Origin of the sequence: Aeromonas sp. R4-1 (assembly GCF_040908325.1) — a bacterium.
Taxonomy (GTDB): Bacteria; Pseudomonadota; Gammaproteobacteria; order Enterobacterales; family Aeromonadaceae; genus Aeromonas; species Aeromonas veronii.
The window spans coordinates 15,349-30,973 of sequence record NZ_JBFODM010000021.1; the positions used below are offsets into that span (position 1 = coordinate 15,349).

At 57.9% G+C, this 15,625-nt stretch carries 12 protein-coding genes; 10 read left to right on the forward strand and 2 right to left on the reverse strand.

The genetic code is table 11. From position 1 onward, the window contains the following. The first annotated feature begins 16 nt into the window (after window positions 1–16). The 9 genes from bamA (at window position 17) to accA (ending at window position 11,847) form a co-directional block, all read left to right on the forward strand. Window positions 17–2,554: an outer membrane protein assembly factor BamA gene (bamA, locus tag AB5Y90_RS02270; RefSeq protein WP_368166498.1), complete on the forward strand. Its 2,538-nt coding sequence runs from the start codon at window positions 17–19 to the stop codon at window positions 2,552–2,554. Between the two features lie 149 nt (window positions 2,555–2,703). After that, complete coding sequence (locus tag AB5Y90_RS02275) at window positions 2,704–3,216, forward strand: OmpH family outer membrane protein (protein ID WP_368166499.1); 513 nt, start codon at window positions 2,704–2,706, stop codon at window positions 3,214–3,216. 3 nt (window positions 3,217–3,219) lie between these two features. After that, a complete protein-coding gene (gene lpxD / locus AB5Y90_RS02280) occupies window positions 3,220–4,239 on the forward strand; it encodes a UDP-3-O-(3-hydroxymyristoyl)glucosamine N-acyltransferase (RefSeq protein ID WP_042081138.1) in 1,020 nt (339 codons plus the stop codon). Between the two features lie 24 nt (window positions 4,240–4,263). Further along, window positions 4,264–4,725 carry a 3-hydroxyacyl-ACP dehydratase FabZ gene (fabZ, locus tag AB5Y90_RS02285; protein WP_005338559.1) on the forward strand — a complete coding sequence of 154 codons (462 nt, stop codon included), beginning with the start codon at window positions 4,264–4,266 and terminating at the stop codon, window positions 4,723–4,725. 5 nt (window positions 4,726–4,730) lie between these two features. Continuing rightward, complete coding sequence (gene lpxA / locus AB5Y90_RS02290; RefSeq protein WP_005338557.1) at window positions 4,731–5,522, forward strand: acyl-ACP--UDP-N-acetylglucosamine O-acyltransferase; 792 nt, start codon at window positions 4,731–4,733, stop codon at window positions 5,520–5,522. Next, on the forward strand, window positions 5,515–6,654 hold the full coding sequence (lpxB, locus tag AB5Y90_RS02295; RefSeq protein ID WP_335864622.1) for a lipid-A-disaccharide synthase: 1,140 nt from the start codon (window positions 5,515–5,517) through the stop codon (window positions 6,652–6,654). Before lpxA ends, lpxB begins: the two co-directional genes overlap by 8 nt. 118 nt (window positions 6,655–6,772) lie before the next feature. Then, window positions 6,773–7,363 carry a ribonuclease HII gene (gene rnhB / locus AB5Y90_RS02300; RefSeq protein ID WP_368166500.1) on the forward strand — a complete coding sequence of 197 codons (591 nt, stop codon included), beginning with the start codon at window positions 6,773–6,775 and terminating at the stop codon, window positions 7,361–7,363. Window positions 7,364–7,401: 38 nt separating this feature from the next. Further along, on the forward strand, window positions 7,402–10,881 hold the full coding sequence (gene dnaE, locus AB5Y90_RS02305; RefSeq protein ID WP_042081101.1) for a DNA polymerase III subunit alpha: 3,480 nt from the start codon (window positions 7,402–7,404) through the stop codon (window positions 10,879–10,881). 15 nt (window positions 10,882–10,896) lie between these two features. Further along, window positions 10,897–11,847 carry an acetyl-CoA carboxylase carboxyl transferase subunit alpha gene (gene accA / locus AB5Y90_RS02310; protein ID WP_005338549.1) on the forward strand — a complete coding sequence of 317 codons (951 nt, stop codon included), beginning with the start codon at window positions 10,897–10,899 and terminating at the stop codon, window positions 11,845–11,847. 313 nt (window positions 11,848–12,160) lie between these two features. Here the strand turns inward: accA and AB5Y90_RS02315 are convergent, their stop codons facing one another. Further along, a complete protein-coding gene (locus AB5Y90_RS02315) occupies window positions 12,161–12,343 on the reverse strand; it encodes a DUF3545 family protein (RefSeq protein ID WP_005338547.1) in 183 nt (60 codons plus the stop codon). Window positions 12,344–12,503: 160 nt separating this feature from the next. Continuing rightward, window positions 12,504–13,454, reverse strand: a complete 951-nt coding sequence (gene tal, locus AB5Y90_RS02320) for a transaldolase (protein ID WP_307895298.1) — start codon at window positions 13,452–13,454, stop codon at window positions 12,504–12,506. A 701-nt stretch (window positions 13,455–14,155) separates the two neighbouring features. Between tal and AB5Y90_RS02325 the strand changes: the two genes are divergently transcribed. Beyond that, window positions 14,156–15,586 carry a sodium:alanine symporter family protein gene (locus AB5Y90_RS02325; RefSeq protein WP_013724018.1) on the forward strand — a complete coding sequence of 477 codons (1,431 nt, stop codon included), beginning with the start codon at window positions 14,156–14,158 and terminating at the stop codon, window positions 15,584–15,586. Window positions 15,587–15,625 lie beyond the last annotated feature (39 nt).

Below are 15,625 nucleotides of genomic sequence, written 5' to 3' on the forward strand. Positions count from 1 at the left end.
GACACATAAGAACAAAATGGCTGTTAAAAAAGCATTGGTGTTGAGTTGCCTGCTGGGTGCCAGTTTCCTGGCCCAGGCGGCCCCTGCCTCTTTTGTGGTGCAAGATATCCAGGTCGAAGGTCTGCAACGGGTGACCCTGGGTGCCGCACTGTTGAACCTGCCGATCCGGGTCGGTGATACCGTCGATTCCGTGGCTCTGGCCAGCGCCATCAAAAAGCTCTATGCCTCGGGTAACTTCGAGGATGTGAAGGTTTACCGTGACGGCCAGGTGCTGCAAGTGATGGTCAAGGAGCGTCCGACCATCTCCAGCATCGAGTTTGCCGGCAACAAGGATATCAAAGAGGAGCAACTGACCCAGAGTCTGGAGTCCTCCGGTATCCGTGTGGGCGATCCGCTGGATCGTACCGTGCTCACCTCCCTCGAGAAGGGACTGGAAGATTTCTACTATGGCGTGGGTAAATACTCAGCCAAGGTCAAGGCGATCGTCACCCCGTTGCCGCGCAACCGGGTCGACCTCAAGTTCACCTTCGTGGAAGGGGAAGCGGCCAAGATCCAGCAGATCAACATCGTCGGCAACAGCGTCTTCCCTGAAGAGAAGCTGATTGCCCAGCTCTCCCTGCGCGACGAAGTGCCCTGGTGGAACTTCACCGCAGACCAGCGCTATCAGAAGCAGAAGCTGGCGGGTGATATCGAGACCCTGCGCTCCTACTACATGGATCGCGGCTATATCCGCTTTCAGCAGGAGTCTACCCAGGTCTCCATGACCCCCGATAAGAAGGGCGTCTACGTCACCCTCAACATCAAGGAAGGGGATCAGTACAAGGTCTCAGGTGTCCAGCTCAAGGGGGACCTGATCGATCGCGGTGGCGAGATGAAGGGATTGATCCCGATCGCTGCCGGCAGCACCTACTCCGCCAGTCAGGTGACTCATACCGAAGAGGTGCTCTCCAAGTTCCTCGGTCGTTACGGTTATGCCTATCCGAAAGTAGTCACCTTCCCGCAGATCAATGACAAGACCAAGGAAGTGGAGCTGATCGTCAACGTTGAACCGGGCCCCCGTGTCTATGTGCGCAATATCAACTTCAGCGGTAACGCCACCACCGAAGATCAGGTACTGCGTCGCGAAATGCGCCAGATGGAGGGCACCTGGCTCTCCTCCGACAACATCGAGCAGTCCAAGAGCCGTCTCAACCGCCTTGGCTACTTTGAGAGCGTCGAAGTGGACACCAAGCGGGTGCCGGGCAACGATGACCTGGTTGACCTCGACTTCAAGGTCAAGGAGCAGCCAGCAGGCTCCATCAACGCCGGTATCGGTTACGGTACCGAATCGGGTCTGAGCCTGCAGGCGGGGATCTCCCAGGACAACTTTATGGGTACCGGTAAAAAGGTCTCCATCAACGCCAGCACCAACGACTACTCCAAGAACGTTGACCTGAGCTACAACGACCCCTACTTCACCGTGGATGGTGTCAGCCTGGGTGGTCGGGTCTACTACAACCAGTTCCGCGCCGATGATGCCGATATCGTTGATTACGAGAACGAAACCATCGGTTTCCGTCTCTCCAGCGGCTTCCCGGTCAACGAGTTCAATCGTCTCGACTTCAGTACCGGTATTGAAAGCTCCAAGTTGAGTCGGCCGACCTTTAGTAACGACAAATTCCAAGAGTGCATCAGGGACAATCCACCAACGTCCAGTAATACTTATTGCTACGACCAGTGGAATGATAATCGTCAGTCAGTACAGATGGATCAGTTCTGGGATCTCTATGCCAAGGGTGAGGATAGTGTTGATTTCGTGACTGTTGATCTCACCGCTGGTTGGACCCGTTCCACTCTGAACAAGGGGATGTTCCCGACCGCTGGTGACCGTCAGCGTGTCAACGGCAAAATCACTATTCCTGGCATGGATCTGCAGTATTACAAACTCTCTGCCGAAGATGCCCACTACTTCCCGCTCGATGCGGATCATAGCTGGGTGATGATCGGCAAGGGGCGCGTCTCCTACGGTAACGGCTATGGCGATAGCAGCATGCTGCCGTTCTTCGAAAACTACTATGCCGGTGGTTTCGATACGGTACGTGGCTTCAAGAGCAATACCATTGGTCCCAAGGCTATTTACGCGACCTATAAGCCGCCGGTCTGTGTTGGAACCTCTTGTCAAGCACCAGAACCTACTGGCAATTACGAAGGCTCGGATACTTCAGTCGGTGGTAATGCCTTGGCGGTTGCCTCCTTCGAGCTGGTCTTCCCGACCCCGTTCGTTTCCGAGACCTACCGTCCGCAGATCCGTACCACCGCATTTATTGATGCAGGTACCGTCTGGAGCACTGATTTTGCTAACAGTGCTTATACCTGCGATCCCAGCGGTAATGCCAACTGTAGCTATGTGAGTCAAGACTACTCCAGTCCGGGCAATATCCGGGTCTCTGCCGGTGTCTCCCTGCAGTGGCTCTCGCCGATGGGCCCGCTGGTGTTTGCCCTGGCCAAGCCGATCAAAAAATACGAAGGGGATCGCACCGAGTTCTTCTCCTTCAACATCGGTCGTACTTTCTAAGCAGAGTTTCGCCCCCACCCATGAGGTGGGGGTCTTCAATGATGGGACGCGCGGTATGCGTGCCTCACCAAGTAACAAGACGGTCCTAACGCCGCTTGCATAATCGGGTAAATCAGGTAGCCCTCGCCATGAGGGAACAAGGAGTAAGTGTGAATAAAGCGTTGAAAGTAGCTGGTTTGAGCTTTGCACTGATGGCTGCCGGCATGGGTTCTGCCTTCGCTGAGACCAAGATCGCCGTGGTCGATATGGGCGAAGTCTTCCAAAAGCTGCCCCAGCGTGAAGCCGTTGCAGCCAAGCTGAGAGGTGAATTCGAGCCGCGCATGCGTGAGCTGCAGAAGCTGGAACAGGAAGGCCAGAAGCTGGTCGAGAAGTTCCGCAAGGATGAAGCCTTCATGAGCGCCGAGCAGAAGAAGCAGAATCAAGAGAAGCTGGCCAAGCTGCAGATGGAGTTCAACCAGAAGCGTCAAGCCTTTGAGCAGGACAACGGCCGCCGTCAGTCCGAAGAGCGCAACAAGATCCTGACCAAGGTGCAGGCTGCCATCGATTCCATCGCCAAGAGCAATGGTTACGATCTGGTGCTGGAGCGCAATGCCGCCCCTTATGCCGCCAGCAAGCTGGACATCTCCGGCCAGGTTATTTCTCAGGTAAGCAAGAGCAACTAATTGATGGCATTCACTCTCGCACAGCTGGCCCAGCAACTGGGGGCCCAGGTCCATGGCGACGGAACCCTGGAAATCCGCAAGGTAGCGACACTAGAAAAGGCCGGGGAGGGGGATATCACCTTCCTGTCCAACAAGAAGTACCGGCACTATCTGGAGCAGAGCAAGGCGACCGCCGTGCTCATTACCGAAGCGGATCTGCCATTTTGTCCCACCAATGCCCTGGTGCTCAAAGACCCCTATGTGGGCTTTGCCCGGGTAGCCCAACTGCTGGACACCACCCCGCAGCCGGCCATGGATATCCATCCGAGCGCCGTTATCGCGGCTGACGTGCAACTGGGCGAGAGAGTGGCCATCGGCGCCAATGCAGTGATCGAATCCGGCGTCGTGCTGGGGGACGATGTACGCATTGGCCCGGGCTGTTTTGTTGGCAAAAATACCCGGCTGGGAGCGCGCTCCCGGCTGTGGGCCAACGTCACCCTCTATCACAATGTGACCATGGGCACCGACTGTCTGGTTCAATCCGGCACAGTGATCGGCGCCGATGGTTTCGGTTATGCCAACGAGCGTGGCGAGTGGATCAAGATCCCCCAGCTCGGCGGTGTGACCATTGGCAACCGGGTCGAGATCGGTGCCTGTACCACCATTGACCGCGGTGCGCTGGAAGATACCCGCATCGCTGACAACGTCATCATCGACAACCAGTGCCAGATCGCCCACAACGTGGAGATCGGTTACGGCACCGCCGTGGCGGGCTCTACCGTGATGGCTGGTAGTCTCAAGGTCGGCAAATACTGTATCATTGGCGGCGCTTCCGTCTTTAACGGGCATATGGAGATCTGCGACCAGGCCACCGTTACCGGTATGGCCATGGTGATGCGACCCATTACCGAGCCCGGTGTCTACTCTTCCGGCATCCCTCTGCAAACCAATAAAGAGTGGCGCAAGACCGCCGCCCGGGTGATGCGTATCGAAGAGATGCACAAGCGGTTAAGCAAGCTTGAGAAGAAGCTGGATCAAGAATAATCACGATTGGTATAGGGTACTGTTTTGACTACTGAAAAGAAGAGCCTGGGTATCCAGGAAATCATGGATCTGCTGCCTCACCGTTATCCGTTTCTGATGGTGGATCGTGTAGACGACTACGAGATCAGTGATGAGCGCAAAACCCTGCGTGCCATCAAGAACGTCTCGTTCAACGAGCCGATCTTCCAGGGGCACTTCCCGGCCAAGCCGGTGTTCCCGGGCGTACTGATCCTGGAAGCGATGGCACAGGCCACCGGTATCCTGGCCTTTACCATGGTGGGCAAGCCGTCTCCCAACGAACTCTACTATTTTGCCTCAATCGACAACGCTCGCTTCAAGCGTCCGGTCGGCCCCGGTGACCAACTGGTGCTCGACGTGGAGTTCCTGAAAGAGCGTCGCGGTATTGCCAAGTTCACCGGTGTCGCCACCGTCGACGGTGAAGTGGTCTGTACCGCCGAGCTGATGTGCGCCAAACGCGAGGTTTAACACACGTGATCGACCAGACTGCCATCATTCACGATACTGCCATCGTCCATGAGTCTGCCGTGATTGGTAAAGGGGTTGAAATCGGCCCCTTTTCTGTCATCGGCGCCGAGGTGGAAATCGGTGACAACACCTGGGTAGGTTCCCATGTGGTGATCAAGGGCCCGACCAAGATTGGTCGCGGCAACAAGATCTTCCAGCACACCTCCATCGGTGAGGATTGCCAGGACAAGAAGTACGCCGGTGAGCGCACCTTCCTCGAAATTGGCGACAACAACGTCATTCGCGAGAACTGCACTTTCCACCGTGGCACCATTCAGGATCAATCCCTGACCAAGGTGGGCAGCGGTAACCTGTTCATGGTCAACGTTCACGTTGCCCACGATTGCATCATCGGTGACAACTGCATCTTCGCCAACAACGCGACCCTGGCGGGCCACGTGGTGATCGGTGACTTCGTGATCTTTGGTGGTCTCTCCGCCATTCACCAGTTCGGCCGCGTCGGCTCCCACGCCTTCGTCGGTGGCTGCGCCGCCCTGAACAAGGACGTGCCGCCTTACGTGATGGCTGCTGGCAACTACGCCAAGCCGTTCGGGGTCAACTCCGAAGGTCTGCGTCGCCGCGGTTTTAGTGCGGAGGCCATCTCTGCCGTCAAGCGTGCCTACAAAGAGATCTTCCGCTCCGGCAAGACCATCGAAGAGGTGCTGCCGGTGCTGATCGAGATGGCGCAAGCCGAACCGGCCGTCCAGCTCTATGTGGACTTCCTCAAAGATAACGAGCGCGGGATCATCCGTGCCTGATCCGGTTCGTATCGGTATCGTCGCCGGAGAAGTCTCCGGCGACATTCTGGCTGCCGGTCTGGTGCGCGAGCTGCAGGCCCGTTACCCGGATGCGCAGTTCGAAGGGATCGCCGGGCCGCGGATGCAGGCCCTCGGCGTCAAGGCCCTGTTCGAGATGGAAGAGCTCTCCGTCATGGGGATCACCGAGGTGCTGGGCCGTCTGCCGCGCATCCTCAAGGTCCGTCGCGAACTGTTGCGCCACTTTATTGCCAATCCGCCCGATATCTTCATCGGCGTGGATGCACCGGATTTCAATATCGGAGTGGAGCTGAAACTGCGCCGCGCCGGTATCAAGACGGTTCACTATGTCAGCCCCTCGGTGTGGGCCTGGCGCCAAAACCGCATTCACAAGATCAAGGCCGCCACCGACATGGTGCTCGCCTTCCTGCCGTTCGAGAAAGCCTTCTACGACCGCTTCGACGCCCCTTGCCGTTTTGTCGGTCACACCATGGCGGATGATATTCCATTGGTGCCGGATCAGGCTGCTGTGCGTCGCAATCTCGGTATCGATGCCAATCGCCGCTGGCTGGCAGTGCTGCCGGGCAGCCGCACCGCAGAAGTGGGCTTTATGTCCCCCCTGTTTCTCGAAGCGTGCAAACACCTGACGGTGCGCTATCCGGATCTCGGCTTCATCGTGCCGCTGGTCAACCAGAAACGGCGTGAGCAATTCATGGCCATCAAGGCTGAAGTGGCACCGGATCTCGAGATGGTGCTGCTGGAAGGGCAGGGGCGCGAGGCGATGATCGCCGCCGACGTGGTGATGCTGGCCTCCGGCACCGCGGCGCTCGAAGCCATGCTGGTGAAAAAGCCGATGGTGGTGGGCTACAAGCTCAAGCCCTTCAGCTATTGGCTGGCCCAGCGATTGGTGAAGACCGAATTTGTCTCTCTGCCCAACCTGCTCGCCGGTCGCATGCTGGTGCCGGAACTCATCCAGCACGAGTGCACCCCGGAGAATCTGGTGGAAGAGGTGAGCAAGTACTTCGAGCACGACAACAGTGCGCTGGTCAACACCTTCACCGAGCTGCACCAGCTGATCCGCTGCAATGCCGACTCGCAGGCCGCCGATGCGGTGGCGGATCTGCTCGGCAGATAACGCTATTTCGGACCGTCGATTGCGCCGCGCTACCCGTACATTCGTTTTCGAGCGGTAATGCCGTGCCAGTCGACCCCTGTCAGGCCCCACGGGGCCTGTTTTGATTCAAGGCTACAAGATGATGATCGATATTCCTGACGACAAGCTGGTTGCCGGTGTGGACGAAGTGGGCCGTGGCCCCCTGGTGGGTGACGTGGTCACCGCTGCGGTCATTCTCGATCCCGCCAATCCGATCGCGGGGCTAAACGACTCCAAGAAGCTTTCCGAGAAGAAGCGGCTGGCGCTGTTTGACGAGATCAAAGAGAAAGCGCTCGCCTGGGCCATCGGTCGCGCCACTCCGGAGGAGATCGACGAGCTCAACATCCTGCATGCCACCATGCTGGCGATGCAGCGCGCCGTGGCGGGGTTGAAGGTCACCCCCGAGCTGGTCTTTATCGATGGCAACCGCTGTCCGGCGCTGCCGATGGAAGCGCGCGCCGTGGTCAAAGGCGATAGCCTGGTGGCCGCCATCAGCGCCGCCTCGATCCTCGCCAAGGTGACCCGCGATGCGGAGATGACCGAGCTGGACAGCCGTCATCCCGAGTATGGTTTTGCCCGCCACAAGGGTTATCCGACCGCTGAGCACCTCGCCATTCTGGCCGAGCGTGGCCCGTTGCCCGCATATCGCAAGAGCTTCAAACCGGTGCGCCGCGCACTGGGGATCGAGTAGACCATGCCATTTAGTTTGAGCAGCGAGAGGAGATGACGATGGCTGACCCCCGTTTTATCCACCTGCGAGTCCACTCCGACTTCTCCATGGTCGATGGCCTGCAGAAGATCAACCCCATCGTCGGGGCGGCTGCGGCCAACAACATGCCGGCGCTGGCGCTGACCGATCAGATGAACATGTGCGGTCTGGTGCGCTTCTATGGCGCGGCCCACGGCAAGGGGATCAAGCCTATCGTCGGTGCCGACTTCTGGGTGCAGAGCGATGAGCTCGGCGACGAGCAGTTCCGCCTCACTCTGCTCGCCATGGATAACGACGGCTACCAGAATATCACCCTGCTTATCTCTCGCGGCTATCAGCGCGGCCACGTGCAGGGGCGTCCGGTTATCGACAAGAGCTGGCTCGCCGAGCATGCCAAGGGGGTGATCGTCCTCTCCGGTGGCCGCGAGGGGGATGTGGGCAAGTTCCTGCTCAAGGGCAACCGGCAGATGACCGAGCAGTGTGTCGCCTTCTATCAGACCCACTTCCCGGATGCCTACTATCTCGAACTGCTGCGCACCGGTCGACCCGACGAAGAGGTCTATCTGCACATGGCGGTGGCCATCGCTACCGAGTTCGAGCTGCCGGTGGTCGCCACCAACGAGGTGGTGTTCCTCAACGCCGATGACTTCGATGCCCACGAGATCCGGGTCGCCATCCACGATGGCTATACCCTGATGGACAAACGCCGCCCCCGTCGCTACAGCCCCCAGCAGTACCTGCGCAGTCAGGAGGAGATGGCGGAGCTGTTTGCCGACATTCCCGAAGCGCTGGAAAACACGGTGGAGATCGCCAAACGCTGCAACGTGACGGTGCGTCTCGGCGAGTACTTCCTGCCCAACTTCCCGACTGGCGACATGACTACCGAAGATTTTCTGGTGGCCAAGTCGAAAGAGGGTCTGGAGGAGCGTCTCGAGTTTCTGTTCCCGGATCCGCAAGTGCGGGCTGAGCGCCGTCCCGAGTATGACGAGCGTCTCGACATCGAGCTGAAAGTGATCAACCAGATGGGCTTCCCGGGTTACTTCCTCATCGTGATGGAGTTTATCCAGTGGTCCAAGGACAACGGCATTCCCGTTGGTCCGGGCCGGGGCTCGGGGGCGGGTTCTCTGGTGGCCTACGCCCTCAAGATCACCGACCTCGATCCGCTGGAATTTGACCTGCTGTTCGAACGTTTCCTGAACCCCGAGCGGGTATCCATGCCCGACTTCGACGTCGACTTCTGCATGGACCGACGCGACGAGGTGATCGAGCACGTCTCCGACATGTATGGCCGGGATGCGGTCTCCCAGATCATCACCTTCGGTAGCATGGCAGCCAAGGCGGTGGTGCGGGATGTGGGCCGGGTGCTGGGCCACGCTTACGGCTTTGTGGATCGCATCTCCAAGCTGATCCCGCCGGATCCGGGCATGACGCTTGCCAAGGCATTCGAGGCCGAGCCCAAGCTGCCCGAGCTCTACGAGCAGGATGAGGAGGTCAAAGACCTCATCGACATGGCCCGCCGCTTGGAAGGGGTAGTGCGCAACGCCGGTAAACACGCCGGTGGCGTGGTGATCGCACCCACCAAGATCACCGACTTTGCGCCGCTCTACTGCGATGACGAGGGCCATCACCCGGTCACCCAGTTCGACAAGAACGATGTGGAATACGCCGGTCTGGTGAAGTTCGACTTCCTGGGTCTGCGAACGCTCACCATCATCGACTGGGCGCTCGGCATGATAAACCCGCGTCTTGCCAAAGAGGGCAAGCCGCCGGTGGATATCGCCGCCATCCCCATCGATGACAAGAAGTCGTTCGACCTGCTGCAGCGCTACGAGACCACGGCGGTATTCCAGCTGGAATCCCGCGGCATGAAGGATCTCATCAAGCGGCTGCGCCCCGACTGCTTCGAAGACATGATCGCATTGGTGGCCCTGTTCCGTCCGGGCCCGCTCCAGTCAGGCATGGTGGATAACTTCATCGACCGCAAACACGGTAATGAAGCGATCTCCTATCCGGACGAGAAGTGGCAGCACGAGAGCCTGAAACCGATTCTGGAACCGACCTACGGCATCATCCTCTATCAGGAGCAGGTGATGCAGATCGCCCAGACCCTGGCGGGTTATACCCTGGGTGGCGCGGACATGCTTCGCCGTGCCATGGGTAAGAAAAAGCCCGAGGAGATGGCCAAGCAGCGGGCCGGTTTCGAGGAGGGCGCCGTCAAGAATGGCGTCGACGGCGAACTGGCGATGAAGATCTTCGATCTGGTGGAGAAGTTTGCGGGCTACGGCTTTAACAAATCCCACTCCGCCGCCTATGCGCTGGTCTCCTACCAGACCCTCTGGCTCAAGACCCACTTCCCGGCCGAGTTTATGGCGGCGGTGATGACCGCCGATATGGACAACACCGACAAGATCGTGACCCTGGTGGACGAGTGTCAGCGGATGGGGCTCACCGTGATCCCGCCGGATGTGAACACCGGTCGCTATCGCTTCTCGGTCAACGAAGATGGCCATATCGTTTACGGGATCGGGGCGGTGAAAGGGGTCGGTGAAGGCCCCATCGATGCGATCTTGAGCGCCCGGGATCAGGACGGCCCGTTCCGCGATCTGTTCGACTTCTGCAACCGGGTCGATATCAAGAAGCTCAACAAGCGGGTGATGGAGAAGCTGATCCTCTCCGGCGCCATGGATCGGCTCGGCCCCCACCGCGCCGCCCTGATGGCAACGCTGGAGGAGGCGATGCGGGCCGCCGAGCAGCACGCCAAGGCGCAGGCGGTGGGGCAGGTCGACATGTTCGGCGTGCTCACCGAAGAGATTGACGACGTCAAAAAGGCGTTTGCCAACGTGCCGCACTGGCCTGACAAGGTGTGGCTGGAAGGGGAGCGCGAGACCCTCGGGCTCTATCTCACCGGTCACCCCATCAACCAGTACAGCAGCGAATTGCGTCGTTATACCTCGGGTCGCCTGTGCGATCTGCATCCCACTTCACGCGATACCGTAACCACGGCGGCGGGGCTGGTGATTGCGGCCCGCAGCATGGTGACCAAGCGTGGCAACAAGATGGGGATCTTCACCCTGGACGACCGTTCCGGTCGCCTTGATGTGACCCTGTTCAGTGAAGCGCTGGAAAAATATGAAGAATTGATGCAAAAAGACCGCATTTTGGTGGTTTCTGGACAGGTCAGCTTTGATGACTTCTCCGGTGGCCTTAAAATGTCGGCTCGAGAATTACTGGATATCAACGATGCGAGGGAGCGTTTTGCCAGAGCAATCCGCATCTCCCTCGATGAACAGCGGATTGATGATCGCTTTTTCCCGCGTTTGTGCGAGATTTTGGAGCCCGCCCGTGCCGGAGTCTGTCCGGTTCAGGTAAACTATCGTCGCCCCGGCTCCCGGGTGCGATTGACGCTCGGTACCGAGTGGCGGGTGACGCCCACCGATCAACTGATAGATGACTTGCGAGTCCTGCTTGGACGAGAGCGGGTTGAATTGGTTTTTGATTAGAGGTTCTAAGGCCCTATGAGTCTTTTTCTGGATTTTGAACAGCCGATTGCCGAGTTGCAGGCGCAGATTGATGAACTCAAACATGTGAGTGAAGGCAATCACGCCGTGGATCTGAAAGACGAGATCCGCCGGCTGGAGAAGAAAAACGAAGAGCTGACCAAGAAGATCTTCGGTGATCTGGGTGCCTGGCAGGTATCCCAGATGGCGCGTCATCCCCAGCGCCCCTACACCTTTGACTATATCGAGCATATCTTCACCGATTTCGACGAGTTGGCTGGCGATCGCGCCTATGCCGATGACAAGGCTATCGTCGGCGGCATCGCCCGTCTCGACGGCGAGCCGGTGATGGTGATTGGTCACCAGAAGGGTCGCGAGACCAAAGAGAAGATCAAGCGCAACTTCGGTATGCCGCGTCCGGAAGGGTACCGCAAGGCCCTGCGTCTGATGGAGATGGCCGAGCGCTTCAAGATGCCTATCATCACCTTTATCGATACCCCGGGCGCTTACCCCGGCGTCGGTGCCGAAGAGCGTGGTCAGTCCGAGGCGATTGCCCGCAACCTGAAAGTGATGGCCGGTCTGACCGTACCCGTGGTCTGCACCGTGATCGGTGAAGGCGGCTCCGGCGGCGCACTGGCTATCGGCGTGGGCGACCGCGTCAACATGCTGCAGTACTCCACCTACTCCGTCATCTCGCCGGAAGGGTGTGCCTCCATCCTGTGGAAGAGCGCTGACAAGGCCTCCGTAGCTGCCGAAGCGATGGGTATCACTGCCCAGCGTCTGAAAGAGCTCAAGCTGATCGACCATGTGATCGACGAGCCCCTCGGCGGAGCTCACCGCGATGTGGAGAAGATGGCCAAAAACCTCAAGGCCCGCATCAAGCAGGATCTGGACGCCCTTCGTCCGCTCGATACCGAGCAACTGCTGGAACAGCGTTACCAGCGTCTGCTGGGCTACGGCTACTGCTAAGCGCAGCCGTCAATCCCGAGTATTCAGGCCCCTGTCATCGACGGGGGTTTTTTATTGCTGATGACTTGTCTTGCGGTGATTGCCCCAATGCGCCCTGAAACAGCGCAGGTCAGTATTCTAGGGTGAGGGGCAGGGTTGGTATGCCATGCCGTTGGTGAGGGCTGTCAGGGACTGCGGTAACGCGTTGTCTGTCGCTTGCCCGCTGCATCCTGTAGCATCGTTAGCGGTGGCATGACAAGCCATGTGTTCATCCGATTGCGGCATAAAAAAGCGCCCCGACTATGCGGAGCGCTTTTACAGGTGTCTGGCGGTATTACAGTTCAATCTCGTCTGTAAGACCTTCATAGGCGATATCGATGGATTGCAGCTCCTTCTGCAGGCGATGTTTGTCTTTCAACGCCTCGATTTCACGCCATTTACGTTTTTTTCCCGTTGTCCCGCGGCTACGCGAACCGAGTTCAACCACCTCGTCATAATCGAAGTTGAACATTTCCATGGCTCCCTCCTTGGTTTTTATCGTTTTCACCACCCGTATAACATAACGAATCTGAAATTAAAACGTTTTCGTGACGACTCTATGACAGCGCTAAAAAAGCCCATGAAAAAAAACCGGGCCCCTTGGTAGGGGCCCGGTTTTTATCAGAAAAAAGAACTGATTACAGACGGCTTGCCAGCATGGTTTCCAGCTTGCCCTGGTCGATGGCGAACATGCGGATGCCTTCGCCCAGCTTCTCGTGAGCCATGGCATCCTGGTTCAGTTCCCAGCGGAATTCGGCTTCGGTCATCGGGGTCGGTTTGGCCTTGCGCTCACCGGTGTAGTCCAGTTTGCGTACTACGGCCCCTTCGGTCTTGCTCAGCTCTTCCAGCAGGGCCGGGCCGATGGTCAGGCGGTCGCAACCGGCCAGTTCCAGGATCTCGCCGGTGTTGCGGAAGCTGGCGCCCATCACGACGGTCGGGTAGTCGTGCTGCTTGTAGTAGTTGTAGATGGAGGTGACGGAGACCACGCCCGGATCTTCGCTGGCGATGTAGTCACGGTTGTGCTTGGCCTTGTACCAGTCGAGGATGCGACCCACGAACGGGGAGATCAGGAAGGCACCGGCTTCGGCACAGGCACGGGCCTGGGCGAAGGAGAACAGCAGGGTCAGGTTGCACTGGATACCCTCTTTCTCCAGAACCTCGGCGGCACGGATCCCTTCCCAGGTGGAGGCCAGCTTGATCAGAATGCGGTCGTTGCTGATGCCGGCTTCGTTGTAGAGACGGATCAGTTTGCGGGCCTTGGCGATGCTGGCGTCGGTATCGAAGGAGAGACGAGCATCCACTTCGGTGGAGATACGGCCCGGAACGATCTTCAGCACTTCCAGCCCGATGTTGACGGCCAGCTTGTCGCCCGCGTCGATGATTTGCTGTGCCTTGTCCTGGCTTTGGGCTTTGGCCCAGTTGATGGCGTCTTCGATCAGCGGAGCGTACTCGGGGATCTCGGAGGCCTTCAGAACCAGAGAGGGGTTGGTGGTGGCATCGATGGGCTGATAGCGTTTGATGGCTTCGATATCACCGGTGTCGGCAACAACAGTGGTCAGGGCTTTCAGCTGGGTTAATTTATCGGCCATAGCGAATATCATCTCTTAATGAGGGAGTAATCCCTGGGTTGCGGGCTTGAGACGGTGGTTCTGAAATAAAATTACAGGATCTTGGTGCCTCAGGCTCAGAAAAGCGCGATGGGGGCGGCCCATCGTCATTGCCTGCCTAATTAATACTGATGTGCTGCATCCTGCAATAGGGGCGCTTGGTTGTTAAACATTCAGGCTGTTGAGTTATCCCGTTTTATGGCGTGAAACTATATGATTAGTAAGGTTTTTTACATTTCCCTTCGACCTCGCTCCGGTTTGCTTTCAGCTGAACTTTTTTAGCCAATATCCATATTTGTGTCGTCGATCACATAAATTATCTCGCTACGTACTTGAAATTTAATTACAGAGAAAACGTTTGGCGAAATATCGCTGTTTGAAAGCCATTTCATGCAAGCGTTTGCGTTTTCGGATAGCTCATCAGGGATATATCAAAATGGTTCTCTTATGGGGCTTAATGGTGGCATGTCTGATTGAATTATTGAGTTTGTTGAAAGTTTGCGATTTAAATGGAGCTTTATGGGCTTTTACCGTTCGTTTTTTGTGTCTCGCGTGACCGGGATCACTATTCCGGGCTCTCCCGCTGTGCTAGATTCCGCCCCTTTAGCGAAACGCTAATTAAACGACAGACAGAAAACGGTCAGCGCAGACTGACCATGGATGTGAATAACAACGAGAGAATTATGGACACCTTGATTGCGATGCTAAACGACCTGATGTGGGGAGCCGTGCTCATCTACCTGCTCATCGGGGTCGGTATCTTTTTCACCTTCCGCCTGGGTTTTATCCAGATCCGTCACTTTGGCCACATGTTTTCCGTGCTGAAAAACAGCCGTAAATCGGACAACGCAGGCATCTCCTCCTTCCAGGCCCTCTGTACCAGCCTTGCCGCCCGTGTCGGCACCGGCAACCTAGCCGGTGTGGCTGTCGCCATCTATCTGGGTGGCCCCGGCGCCATCTTCTGGATGTGGCTGATTGCCTTTATCGGCATGGCGACCGCATTCGTCGAAAGCACCCTTGCCCAGCTCTACAAGGTCAAGGATGAGGATGGCAACTACCGTGGTGGCCCGGCCTACTACATGGAGAAAGGCCTTGGCATGCGCTGGATGGGGGTGGTCTTCTCGCTCTGCCTGATCCTGGCATTTGGTCTGGTGTTCAACGCGGTGCAGGCCAACTCCATCAGTCTGGCGATGAAGGTGGCGTTTGGCATTCCTGACTGGGTCAGCGGTCTGGCGCTGGTGGCGCTCTCCGGCCTGATTATCTTCGGCGGCATTCGTGGCATCGCCCGTTTTGCCGAGCTGGTAGTGCCCTTTATGGCACTGGCCTACATCCTGCTGGCGCTGGTGATCGTGGCGATGAACATCACCGAGTTGCCCCATGTCTTCATGCTGATCATCAAGTCCGCCTTCGGGATTGAGCAGGCAGGCTCGGGTGCGCTCGGTTATGCCATCTCCCAGGCGATGATCAACGGTATCAAGCGCGGTCTCTTCTCCAACGAGGCGGGGATGGGCTCTGCGCCCAACGCTGCGGCGACTGCCACTCCCTATCCGCCGCACCCGGCCTCCCAGGGTTATGTGCAGATGCTGGGGGTCTTTATGGACACTATCGTCATCTGCAGCTGTACCGCCGCCATCATCCTGATGTCCGGTCAGTTTGAGCCGGGATCCGGCGTGACCGGTGTCGAGCTGACCCAGCGGGCGCTCTCCTCCCAGATTGGCAGCGGTGGCAACATCTTCATTGCGGCGGCCATCTTCTTCTTCGCCTTCACCTCTATCGTGGCGAACTACTCCTATGCCGAGACCAATCTGGTGTTCCTCGAGCACAACCACAAGGGCGGCCTGATGCTGTTCCGGGTGTTCGTGCTGGGGATGGTGATGTTCGGTGCCGTGGGTGAGTTGCCGATCGTGTGGGCGATGGCGGATGTCTCCATGGGACTGATGGCCATCGTCAACCTGGTGGCGATCCTGCTACTCTCCAGCGTCGCCATCAAGCTGGCCAAGGATTACAACGACCAGCTCCGGCTGGGCAAGGTGCCCACCTTCGATGCCAACAAATACCCCGAGATCCGTTCCCAGCTGGAAGAGGGGATCTGGGACAATCCGACCAAAAAGTAACAAGCGGTGAGTCAGACCTCTTGATTAAAACCTGAAGGG